This is a genomic window from Rhodopirellula halodulae (genome assembly GCF_020966775.1).
In the GTDB taxonomy this organism is placed as follows: Bacteria; Planctomycetota; Planctomycetia; order Pirellulales; family Pirellulaceae; genus Rhodopirellula; species Rhodopirellula halodulae.
On record NZ_JAJKFV010000029.1, the window covers coordinates 1,413,081 to 1,424,993 of the forward strand.

General features: G+C 56.8%; 10 protein-coding genes. 6 read left to right on the top strand and 4 right to left on the bottom strand.

The annotated features are described in order from the left end of the window. The first annotated feature begins 20 nt into the window (after positions 1 to 20). Both rpmA and LOC70_RS18095 read left to right on the top strand, forming a co-directional pair. Complete coding sequence (rpmA, locus tag LOC70_RS18090) at positions 21 to 266, top strand: 50S ribosomal protein L27 (protein ID WP_230255390.1); 246 nt, start codon at positions 21 to 23, stop codon at positions 264 to 266. Positions 267 to 292: 26 nt separating this feature from the next. Then, positions 293 to 2,314: an ATP-dependent helicase gene (locus tag LOC70_RS18095; RefSeq protein WP_230255391.1), complete on the top strand. Its 2,022-nt coding sequence runs from the start codon at positions 293 to 295 to the stop codon at positions 2,312 to 2,314. 27 nt (positions 2,315 to 2,341) lie between these two features. On the opposite strand, the gene LOC70_RS18100 is transcribed toward LOC70_RS18095, so the two are convergent. From LOC70_RS18100 to LOC70_RS18110, 3 genes are all read right to left on the bottom strand, one after another. Further along, a complete protein-coding gene (locus tag LOC70_RS18100) occupies positions 2,342 to 3,853 on the bottom strand; it encodes a sulfatase (protein ID WP_230255392.1) in 1,512 nt (503 codons plus the stop codon). Between the two features lie 94 nt (positions 3,854 to 3,947). Next, positions 3,948 to 4,964 (bottom strand): ecdysteroid 22-kinase family protein, encoded by a 1,017-nt coding sequence (locus LOC70_RS18105; protein ID WP_230255393.1) that lies wholly within the window; start codon positions 4,962 to 4,964, stop codon positions 3,948 to 3,950. Then, positions 4,961 to 5,557, bottom strand: a complete 597-nt coding sequence (locus LOC70_RS18110; protein ID WP_230255394.1) for a peroxiredoxin family protein — start codon at positions 5,555 to 5,557, stop codon at positions 4,961 to 4,963. The genes LOC70_RS18105 and LOC70_RS18110 overlap by 4 nt, the downstream gene beginning before the upstream one ends. 296 nt (positions 5,558 to 5,853) lie before the next feature. Here LOC70_RS18110 and mch point away from each other — a divergent pair, with 296 nt between their 5' ends. From mch to LOC70_RS18130, 4 genes are all read left to right on the top strand, one after another. Next, positions 5,854 to 6,855 (top strand): methenyltetrahydromethanopterin cyclohydrolase, encoded by a 1,002-nt coding sequence (gene mch / locus LOC70_RS18115; RefSeq protein WP_230255395.1) that lies wholly within the window; start codon positions 5,854 to 5,856, stop codon positions 6,853 to 6,855. Beyond that, positions 6,852 to 7,853, top strand: a complete 1,002-nt coding sequence (locus tag LOC70_RS18120) for an ATP-grasp domain-containing protein (RefSeq protein ID WP_230255396.1) — start codon at positions 6,852 to 6,854, stop codon at positions 7,851 to 7,853. The genes mch and LOC70_RS18120 overlap by 4 nt, the downstream gene beginning before the upstream one ends. After that, a complete protein-coding gene (locus LOC70_RS18125) occupies positions 7,850 to 9,589 on the top strand; it encodes a fatty acid CoA ligase family protein (protein WP_230255397.1) in 1,740 nt (579 codons plus the stop codon). Before LOC70_RS18120 ends, LOC70_RS18125 begins: the two co-directional genes overlap by 4 nt. A 79-nt stretch (positions 9,590 to 9,668) precedes the next feature. Next, on the top strand, positions 9,669 to 10,241 hold the full coding sequence (locus LOC70_RS18130; RefSeq protein WP_230255398.1) for a DUF1579 family protein: 573 nt from the start codon (positions 9,669 to 9,671) through the stop codon (positions 10,239 to 10,241). Positions 10,242 to 10,367: 126 nt separating this feature from the next. Here LOC70_RS18130 and LOC70_RS18135 read toward each other — a convergent pair whose 3' ends face one another. After that, on the bottom strand, positions 10,368 to 11,834 hold the full coding sequence (locus LOC70_RS18135) for an anthranilate synthase component I family protein (protein ID WP_255716431.1): 1,467 nt from the start codon (positions 11,832 to 11,834) through the stop codon (positions 10,368 to 10,370). Positions 11,835 to 11,913: the final 79 nt, after the last annotated feature.

The window sequence follows — 11,913 nt, forward strand, 5'->3', positions numbered from 1 at the left end:
GATCAAAACGCAGAACTTCGATGGCACATAAAAAGGGTCAGGGCAGCAGCCGCAACGGTCGTGACAGCAACGCGCAGCGTCGTGGTGTCAAGAAATATGGTGGTGAAGCTGTGGTCGCCGGCAACATCTTGGTTCGTCAGGTTGGAACCAAATTCCATCCCGGCGCCGGTGTCGGCATGGGCAACGACTACACGTTGTTCGCATTGGTCGACGGCAAAGTCCGCTTCGATCGCAAAGGTCGTCGCGTCAACATCGACGTTGCCTGAACTGAAGCTCGGCAGAAAATTCTTCCTTGAGCACATTTGATGTTGCGGGTCTGAACCCGCCACAAGCCGAGGCGGTCCAGACTTTGTCAGGGCCACTGTTGGTGCTCGCGGGTGCTGGCACGGGCAAAACCCGTGTGGTGACATTCCGCATCGCGAACCTGATCAAGCACGGCACCCAGCCCGACCGCATTCTGGCGGTGACGTTTACCAACAAAGCCGCCGGCGAAATGCAGGAGCGGGTCGGTGAACTGCTGGGCCACAAAAAGCAAAAACGTAGACGCGGCGAGAAAGCCCCGCCCAAGCCTGCGATCAGCACGTTCCATGCTCAATGCGTGAGAATCCTGCGTGAACACGCTCCGGCCATTGGGTTTCCCGCCACCTTCGCGATCTACGACCGCAGCGATCAAGAATCACTTGCGCGAGCGGTGCTGCGTGAACTGCGTTTGCCCACCGCGGCTCTCAAGCCCAGCGACATGTTGTCGATCATCAGCGGTTGGAAGAACGCCTCGGTCAAACCGGATCAGGCGCTGAGCATCGCCAGCAGTGACAAAGAGCATTTCGCGGCCTCCGGTTATCGGCGGTATCAAAACGGTTTGCGGGCTCGTGGGGCAATGGATTTCGATGATCTGCTGCTGCACACGGAAACGCTCTTCAACGAACACGCCGACATCCGAGATCGCGAAGCCAGCCGCTACGATCACGTCTTGGTCGATGAATACCAAGACACCAATGGTAGCCAGTACCGCATCACCAAACACCTGACGCAGGCTCACCGAAATTTGTGCGTGGTCGGCGACGATGATCAGTCGATCTACGCTTGGCGTGGGGCCGACGTGACTCACATTTTGAGCTTCAGCCAAGACTGGCCCGACGCGAAAGTGGTTTGGTTGGAGGATAACTATCGCAGTACCGGCGCCATTTTGGAGATGGCAAACACGTTGATCGATTTCAACACGGTACGTCACGACAAAGTTCTGAAGCCGTACCGTCCGGCGGGCAAGCGACCTCGCATTGTTCAGCACAAAGATGAACAGGCCGAGGCGGAGACCGTGGTCCGTGAGATCAAGCACCTGATTGAAAACGAGCACATCCAACCCAAAGACATCTCAATTCTGTTCCGCACGAACGAGCAGCCTCGTTTGTTCGAAACCGAATTGCGGAAGCATGATGTTCCCTATGTGATGTTGGGAAGCCAGTCGTTCTTTGATCGTCGCGAAGTTCGTGACATCGTGGCTTACCTGAAATGGATCAATCAGCCGGACGATGAGATTTCTTTGTTGCGTGTGATCAACACGCCGGCACGTGGATTGAGCAACAAGTCCATTCGCATGCTGATTGATCGCGCCGTCTCCAAGGGCGTTCCGATTTGGCAGGTCATGAACGACCCGGAATCCGTCGCGGATATGACGCCCGCCGCACTTCGGGGCATCGATCAGTTGAAGGAACTGCTCAGCGATGTGCGTCTGCGGATGGAAAACGAAACGTTACGAGAAGGTTTGGAAACGCTGCTGCAGCGGACGGCCTACGCGGACGAGATCGCTCGATTGTATGACCAGCCGGACGAACGCGAATCTCGGATGGCGTCGATCGGCGAAGTCAGCAACGCAATCGCGGCGTACGAAGACAAGCATGAGGAACCGGATTTGTCAGGCTTTCTGTCCGACATTGCGTTGGCCGGGAAAGAGATGGGCAGCGAAAAAGACAAGCTGGCCATGAAGAACGCGGTTTGGTTGTTGACCATGCACGCCGCAAAAGGGTTGGAGTTCCCCGTCGTTTACATGGTCGGAATGGAAGACGGCATTCTGCCTCACAGCCGAACGTTGAAGATGGGCGTCGATGAAGACATCGCGGAAGAACGCCGGTTGTGTTACGTCGGGATCACGCGGGCGCAGGACCAACTGACAATGTCACTGGCGCTGACTCGTCGAAAATGGGGCAAGCCTCGTCCGACCAAACCCAGCATGTTCCTCTACGAGATCACGGGCCAGGCGGACAATCCCAACAAGTATCGCAAACGCAAACATGGGGCTTCGCGGTCGGCTCGCTAACCCGAAGTTGCTTCAGACGCAATCGCATCATTGCTTCGGTTGCCACGGTTGCTTGCCATCTTTCTCACGAAGAAATTTCGCGTCGACATCAACATACCAATCATGCAGACGCGATCGCATCTCGGTGACCCGCTCAGGGTGCTTGGCAGCAAGGTCGTTTCGTTCGCCAATGTCCTGGGCAAGGTTGTAAAGGTGCACTCGCCCGTCTTCGTACCGCTCGACCAATTTCCAGTCGCCTTCACGGATGGCGCCTCCGGGAAAGCCGCCTTGATTGCTGTAGTGAGGGTAGTGCCAGAAAAGCGATTGGCGATCGAGTGGTTGGCCATTCAGAAGCGGCCGGAGCGATTGCCCGTCGACGACTCGGTCGCTCGGCAAGTCTTGACCGCACAGGTCCAGGATCGTCGGGTAGAAATCGATGCTGCAGACGGGCGTGTCGTTGGTGGAACCGGACTCTGTGACACCGGGTGCCCGAATCAAAAAGGCCTCTCGGATTCCACCTTCGTAAACCCATCCTTTGCCACCGCGAAGCGGCAGATTGGAGGTGGGTGACCCTTCCGACGTGCTGAGTCCACCGTTGTCGGAGGTCAGGATGACAATCGTGTTGGACCGTAACTGAAGCGATTCGATTTGGTCCAGGACTTTGCCAACCGCTTGGTCCATGGCTTCGACCATCGCCGCGTACACCGCGTGATTCTGCAGCGTGCGGACTCGTCGCGTGGAAGATTTTGCGGATGGAAAAACCTGCTCTTCTTCGCCAAAGGCTTCTCGATCTGCGATACCAAGTCGCTCAGCTTTGGCTAGATACTTCTTGACTAAGTCCGGTCGTCCCATCAAGGGTGTGTGAACGCTGTAGAAAGACAGGTACGCCAGGAAGGGTTGGTCTTGATGGTCCGCGATGAATGCGGCAGCTTCTGTCGCCAGTCGATCGGGCAGATGCTCGCCTTCCCCATGATCTTCCAAGCGAGGGTTTTTGAACGGCGAGAAGTATCGATTGCCACTGTACGGCCCGCCCGCATTGTGTCCGCCTCGGTTGATGTCGAAGCCTTGGTTCTCGGGCCAGTATTCTTCCGATGGACCGAGGTGCCATTTGCCGGCGAAGAACGTCGCGTAGCCAGCGTCCTTCAATGCTTCGGCGAGTGTGACTTCTTCCAGCGGCATTCGGTTGTTCAGCGGTGCAGGACGAAAACGTCCGGCCCGCGTGCCTGTGAAGAAGTTGGTGGCATCGACCCGAGAGGGGTATTTGCCCGTCAGAATGCTGTATCGCGTCGGGCTGCAAACGGGATTGGCCGCATAGCCGTTGGTGAACCGCATGCCCGATTGGGCGAGTTCGTCAATTCGCGGCGTTTCGTAAAACGTGTCCGGGTTGTTGGCACCGATGTCCATGAAGCCCAAGTCATCAACCAAGAAAAAGACAACGTTGGGTGGACGTCGATCCTCGGCACGAGAGACCTGCGGTAAAAAGGCTGTCGCAATCAAACATGCGATTGAAACGATTGCGGCGAGGTTGGACAGCTTTTGCGAGAGCAGCGGACGATTCATTGCGGCGGGTTGGTTGATGGCAGGATGAGGTGGCCAGAATATTGGCCGGAGGGTTCATCCCAGTCTAGCTCGAGCAACGTCCCGAAGGGGTTGGTCAAAGCTTCTGAAGAGCCAACTGCACCATTTTCTGAGTGTGCCCCGTGAGCTTTGCGTGCCCCGGGCACCAGCCTTCTAGGAAGCGAACGAAGTCCGCCCATGCGAATGGGTAAAGACTTCGCCACTCGGCTTCTAATGAAGTTAGGTGAACCGAGGAACCTTCCCGTCTCGTCATCGCTTGCCGCAGCGACTGAAAGTAGGAATCCAGGTACTCGTCTTCATGGCGTTCGCACTCGTCTTCGCTGATGCAACTGCTGAAGAAGTATGCGACATCCTTCATGCCACATCCGCGACCGACATACTGGAAGTCGACCATCGCGGGAGCAAGGTTCGGTTCGTGGCGGAAACACATGTTCGCCACCTTGGCATCGCCATGAACGAGTGTTTGATAGCGGGCGTTACGGAGTCGTTCATCGATCTCAGACGCGGCAAGCTTCAGGTCACCGTGTGGCATCGCGTCCAACTCGTCCGGTCGCGTGTCCAGATGCCAGTAGGTGCCCACCGGCCACAGTCCCTTCGCAATCGAGCTTGTTGCTTGATCGGCCTCGTGCAAAAAGACTGCGTGAAAAGAAGCCAGCCACGCCAACCCTTGTTTGACTTGATGAGGGTTGAGCCACCGATGGCGAATGGGGAAGCCGCTCGCATCCAGGTCTTCCAGAATCAAAACTTGTTTGGACGCGTCGCTGGCGGTCGCGAGACAACGGGCGACCCGGCAATATTCGTCGCAGCGATCTGCAAACGTGGCGTAGAATGCCTGCTCGACTTCATACGAGCGAAGCTTACGGCGATGCGATAGCGATGTGTTCCAGCCTCGCGGATGTTGACCGTGTTCGCTTGATTGATCTGGAGGAGAAATCTCTTTTACAATCACGCTCGAGTGTCGACAGCCTCGAAGCTGGACTCGCACAATTTGTCCGTAGCCACTCCACAGCGATTGGACGATTTGGGCACTTTCGATCGAAGAAGCACCGAGAGTTGATCGAATCCAATCGCTGAGGTCAGGCGTCAAAATCAAAGCTGTTCCAAGACAGTGGTGGCGGTGGTGCGGCCGCGATGAGTTCGACTGATGTTGACGAAGTCGATCTTGCCATCTTCACCCACGACGATCGTTGTGGGGTAAGCCGTTTCGCGGGGGGCATCCCAGCGGAGCCCGTACGCTTCCGTGAAGGAATAATCCGGGTCCAATAGCATGGTGAATGGCTTGGGAAGCGACGACCCCTGCAGGAAGTCTTTCGCATGAGCGTGCAACTGTGCCGCCGGTCCGGGGTAAATCAGCAACACCTTCGCATTGTGTTCTTGGAACTGTCGTGCATGCTTCACCAAATCTGCGACTTGGCCCACGCACGCCGGGCACTGCTTGCCAGGAAACCCACGCAGAACCGCAATGACCACGGGGCCTTCGCCGGTTAGCTCACCGAGTCGGACCAAGTCGGAACTCTGTCCGGCGACGGCTTCGAGGGTAAAGTCTTTGGCTGGTTGGCCGACCGTGGGTTCTGGCGTCGATCGTGTGGGGCGAGCGTCGTTGGCACCGGTCGGTTGTGGTGAGATCAATGCTGCCAGCAGGAGTGCCGGTACCATTGATACGACAACAAGAGTCTTGAAATTCATGGTGGTTCTCGAATTCGGGGCTGAAATTCAATGGGCGTGAACAAACGTTGCAGTGAGCGTTGCGCAGTTGCCCCGTGAGTCGTCGCCGTCTCGGTTCGAGAATGGGCATCGGTCACGGTCAGGCGTTCAAACAGCGAGCGAATACGACGCCCGCAGCGGTTGGGGGAGTTCGCTTGAGGGCTGCGCGGATTCACTGCATTTGATTTGCTTGAATGTTCATTTTGAGCATCGGTCCGCCGTCTTGGATCGCTTGAGGGCCAATCGTCAATTGTCCGGTGGGTCGCTAGATTGTGGACATGAATACCGATGCTCCCCGACTCAATCGCGAAAACTCTCCCAGTCCCGACCTGTGTCGATCGGCGGTTCGGTGTTTTGACGAGCTTTGGGACGCTGCGCCTCGCATGAATTGCGATCGCGTCACGATCGGTGGGGCTCGCGTGTTGGATGCAGGGGTGAATTGCCTGGGGTCGCTCGAAGCGGGAATTGGATTGGCTCGGCTTTGCATGGGCGACTTCGCCGACATTTCTTACTCAGCGAAAGATTCCAACGATGTGGTCGACCTGAGCGTTTCTGTGCGGACTGACCATCCGGTGAAGGCTTGTTTGGCGGGGCAGTACGCCGGTTGGCCCGTGTCGGTGGATGACTTCTTTGCCATGGCCAGCGGCCCCATGCGGATGTTGCGTGGGAAAGAAGCGATGCTGGAACACCTGGAGCTCGCACGCCCCGCGACGGAGGACGATTTCGCTGTGGGAGTTTTGGAGGCTGATCGGTTGCCGACCGAGGACGTGATTCAAACGATTGCGAATGAATGCGGCGTCACGACCCATCGTTTGTGTTTGGCGATCGCACCCAGCACCAGTTTGGCAGGCAGTGCTCAGGTGGTGGCTCGTAGCGTCGAAACTGCGCTTCATAAGCTGCATGCGTTGGATTTCGATGTGACCGCGGTGGTATCAGCACATGGCAATGCGCCGCTGCCTCCGCCCGCGAAAGATGGCGACACCATCCAAGGCATCGGTCGAACCAACGATGCGATGCTGTATGGCGCTCGCGTCACATTGTGGGTCGATGCGGATGACGATGCGATTGCCGATGTGGCGGCAAAGGTGCCAAGCGAATCTTCTGATGATCACGGCAAACCCTTTGCTCAGATCTTCAAGCAATACGACTACGACTTCTACAAAGTCGACCCCATGCTGTTCAGCCCGGCTGTGGTGACGATGCATTCGCTCCGCAGTGGCAAATCATGGCGTCATGGTCGATTGATGCCTGATGTCTTGCGAGAATCCTTCTCGCTATGAGTCGACCGAGAATATTGGTTCTCGGAGGCAGAGACGCTGCTCGGCAACCGGCAATCAGCCGATCCAATGAAACGTCGTTCAAGCTGGGATGGCATTTGTCTCAGCTGAGCGAAGCCGCGACTCGGCATGACGCGGAAATTTTGTTTGCCGACTACGAGTCCTTGCGTGGTCACATCGCCGCCTCCAATGACCAGGCGAATCATCTGAGCACGGGCCAAGCTGGGCATGCGACGGCTTGGTGTTATCGCGGCGATGGAGAAACGGCAGGCGAAGTCTCCCTCTCGCAATTCGACGCTATCCTGACGCGAACGATGCCGGCTGGATCGTTGGAACAGGTGACGTTTCGATTGGCGGTGCTGCACGATCTGGTGTCGGCGAAAACTGGGCCTCGTGTGATCAATTCTCCGCGAGGTTTGGAACTTGCCATCGACAAATTTGCCACGTTGACACTCGCTCGCCGATTGGAACTGCCGACGCCAAGGACCCAGGTGGTGCAGTCGCGAACGGCGGCGATGGAGGCGTTTGAACAACTAGGGGGCGACGTGGTCGTCAAACCGATCTTCGGTGGCGAAGGGCGGGGTGTGATGCGTCTGCGGGATACCGAGTTGGCTTGGACGGTGTTCTCGACGCTGACTCAGATGGATGCGGTTTGTTATCTGCAGGAGTTTGTTGGGCCCGGCGGAGTGGATCTGCGGGTATTGATCGTCGGTGATCATGCTCATGCCGTTCGTCGCACCAGCGAAAACGATTTCCGGACCAACGTTCGCGGTGGAGGCCAGAGTACAAGAGTGGAGTTGTTGCCGAAGTGGGAGTCCGCGTCGCGTTTGTTGTGTCGCGACATGGGACTGACGTTTGCAGCCGTCGATTGGATCGAGTCGGCGACGGGCGAGTTGCAATTGATCGAAGTCAACGGTATCCCCGGTTGGAAAGGGGCTCAGAAGGTCGTCCCGGTTCGCATCGCGGATCAAATCATTGAGGAATTGGTGAAGCAGTCATGAGTGAAGGTCCCTGCAACCGAGAGTCCACGCGTCTGCGCGCGGAAACCGATCGGGCATCAGGCAATGTCGCTTCGCGGTTGACCGCGGTTGCGAAGATTTTGCCGGGAGCGATCGCCATCGCGGAACCGGCCGGACCGATCAAGCGAGACGGATCCGATCGCGATTATCAACTGGTGACCTTCAAAACGCTCGACGAACGCAGCACTCAAATCGCTCGTGGTCTGCTGGCGAGCGGCATTCAGCCCGGAATGCGTTTGGTGAGCTTGGTCCCGTTTGGAGCTCAGTTCATCGAGTTGGTCTTTGCGATGATGAAAGCCGGCGTGGTCGTGGTGTTGATCGACCCAGGCATGGATCGCAAACACCTGATCGGTTGCCTTCAAGAAGTGAACCCCGATGGTTTCATGGGCATCCCCAAGGCTCAAGCCATTCGGACGATCTTGCGTGGCAAATTTCCAAACGCCAAGCACAACGTGACGGTCGGGCGTCGGTGGTTTTGGGGAGGCAAGACACTGCGGCAGATTCTGGAGCTGGGGGAACGTCACGGCGATCAGGTGCTGCCTGATGTGCAGACCGCTGATCCCGCGGCGGTCATCTTTACCACCGGTAGCACGGGGCCGCCCAAAGGAGTTGCCTACACGCATCAAACGTTCCACGCCCAAATTGACCGCATTCGCGATCGCTATGAAATCCGTCAAGGCTCTCGCGACTTGGCCTGTTTTCCATTGTTTGGATTGTTCGATGCTGTGATGGGAGTGACGACCATCATTCCCGACATGGATCCCACTCGACCCGCCGACGTGGATCCGCGAAAGTTGATTCAGGCTGCACGACAATGGGAGGTGGATCAGGCGTTTGGTTCACCGGCTCTTTGGAAAACCGTCACCCGCTGGTGTGAGGCCAATGCGGTGGGGAGACCGTTTCCAACCCTGCAACGGGTCTTGTCAGCGGGAGCCCCCGTGCCCGCGGCGACGCTGCAATCATTGCGTCAGTTCGTTCACGAAGACGCTCGTGTCGAAACACCTTACGGCGCAACCGAGGCTTTGCCGATTGCTTCGATCGAATCGCGAGTGGTGATCACAGAAACGGGACCGGCGGCTGCCAAAGGCAAAGGCGTCTGCGTGGGATCAAGGTTCGAAGGCGTGGACTGGAAGATCATCGCGATCGAAGATGGCCCCATCGGCGACATGGAGCAAACGCAAGAATTGCCTCGCGGAAAGATTGGCGAGTTGATCGTTCGAGGACCGATGGTGACGCGACAATACGTGACACGAACGGATCAGAATGCGGCGCACAAGATTTTCGATTCAGCGAATGGAGTGGAAAGCTTTTGGCATCGCATGGGCGACGTTGGCTACCTCGATTCGCAAGATCGTTTTTGGTTCTGTGGACGGAAGGCTCACCGGGTGGTCACCTCTGACCGAACGTTTTTCACGATCCCTTGTGAGTCCGTGTTCAATGTTGATGATCAAGTCGAAAAGTGTGCGTTGGTCGGTGTCGGTCCCGCGGGAAATCAGCAGCCCGTCCTGGTCGTGCAGCCGGTGGATCTGACGGTGGCCGACGATGAACAACGGTCGCAGATATTAGAACAGCGTTTACGTGATCGGGCGGCTCGCAATCCACTGACTCAGCGGCTAGACCGGTTTGTCATTCGAAATCGGCCTTTGCCAGTCGATATTCGTCATAACAGTAAGATCTTCCGCGAAAAACTGGCGGCGGAGCTCGAGGCGACCGGTTGAATCGCCGGATTCGCGAAGTAGGCGGAAGTAAACTGTCCAGCCAGTTCCCTCGTCCGTCCTGATCGATTGAGACCTTCAGATGATTCGCAAATTTTTCTTCGCGACCGCTTTGCTCGCTTGTGGCGTCTACAGTGCCGGAACCACTGTTTCAGCCAATGACGAACCCGCAGGCAATGGCAAGTCGACCCCAGCAGAACTGCGTGCCCTGCGAGCCATGGTGGGGGAATGGGACGTGTCGGTTGAAGTCTGGCCCAATGGAAAGGACAAACCGTCGATCCAATTTGCCGGCACCGAGACCAATCGGCCATTTGGCCAGCATTGGATCGCCTCCGATTTGGTCACCACGTATCAAGATCGAGAGGTGCGAGTGCACAGCATCATTGGTTACGACCTCGACCAGAAATCACTGGTGGGAACAATCGTCGACCACGGACCCTACGCTGCGACCATGAAGGGTGAGCTAGATGCCGACACCAAGACCATTCACTGGACGACTCATGCCAAAACGCCCGACGGAAAACCCATATTGCAGAAAACATCGGTGACTCAAATGACCGGGAAACAACGTGTGCTAACCATGATGGTTCCCGGCAAAACCGAAGGCGAAATGACCGAGGTGATGAAGATCGAATACACCAAGAAAGCCGAATGAGGTTCGTCCGTGCGAGCCTCACGTCATTGGTTTCGAATGAAAAGCGTTGCGATGACGAGGGTGAGGTGACCGATCCGCTGTTTACTCAGCCATTCATATCGGCCGCTTGATAAGGGAGTTGTTTCGTCAGTTGCGAGGTTCATCGGAAGTCGTCGCCTGAATTGCACGGAGCATGCCTTGTGCTTTTGTCCATGTTTCGTCCAGCTCATTCTGCGGGTCACTTCGTGAGGTGATTCCGCCACCCACGGGAAAGTGCCATTGGCCTTCTCGTTGAGTGACCGTGCGGATGAGTATGTTGAAGTCTGCGTTGCCGGTCACGCTGATGTAGCCCATGCTGCCGCAGTAGGCTCCGCGGGGTTGTCCTTCCAAACGAGCGATCGTTTTCATCGCTTCGATTTTGGGTGCACCGGTGATGCTGCCGCCGGGGAAGCAGGCCGCCAGCAGTTCGCTGATGGCAACGCCGTTTCGCAGTTGTCCCTCGACGGTCGAGACCAAATGCTGAACACTTTGGTAGCGTTCGAGTTCGCAAAGACCGGTGACGCGAACGCTGGAATCTTCGCAAACAATCGAGAGATCGTTGCGCATCAAGTCAACGATCATGATGTTCTCTGCTCGGTCTTTCGCACTGCCTCCGAGAACCTGAGCCAAACGTTCGTCTTCGATGTCGTCGCCGGTTCGAGGCACGGTGCCTTTGATCGGCCGGGTCACCACTTTCCGGTCGCGAACCTGCAGGAAGCCTTCGGGAGAAGAACTGAGGATCTGCTCGCATCCCAGGTCCAAGAAGCATGCGTAAGGCGCGGGATTGGTCTGGCGTAGTCGCTGATAAAGTTCGGCTGCCGAGCAGGTCGCAGGATGTGTCAAAGCCTGAGACAGATTCACTTGGAATGAGTCACCCGCACGAATTCGAGCGATGATCTCCGCCACGGCATTGCGGTAGCCTTCTTCGGTGAAATTGCTTTTCAGTGTTGGAGAGGGACAGGATTTGCTTGCTTCCTGCGATGGCATCAGCGAGCTTGCTGACGTTAACGATGCTCTTGATCGCGGTTCTTGGTCAGGTTTCTGCTCAAGCCATTGCCGAATGGTATGAGCGCGTTGTTTTGCACGGCCAAGATTCGATTCCAATTTTGCGTTCAAACCGTTGCAGATGAGCAATGTCTGTCCGGTGACGTGATCGACAGCGATCGTCCAGTCGTAGATGCCAATCGCCATGCCGGTGGTGGGATGCTCGGCCGAAAAGTCGGCTGGCATGCGGACGCTCGGTTCCAGCCACCAAGCGGCTTCGTAGCCGATCAGGCCCGCCAGCCCGCCGCAAAACGGCGGGAGTTCGATGGACTGCGTCTGCGCTAATTCAGCATTCGCGACTATTCCGTGGCTGGGCAGACGCGAACACCACCGGTGCAGTTCTGGCCATGAATCGGTTTGGTCGATGGTCTTGTGAAGCCAGCCGACTGGATCCGCGGTGAAAAACGAATAGCGCCCACGATTGTGTTGGCGGTCCGAAACCGAGTCAAACCAAAGTCGATGTTTCATGCCGGCAAGGCGATGAAAGCAATCTTCTAACTCAAGGGTCCGCCCGAGCGATTCAATCCACAAGTCGCACGATGCAGATGTCCGCGGCGCTGATCCGCGTTCGGCTGGTTCATGGGGCGAGGTGGCGGAAGTGTTCGAGTCG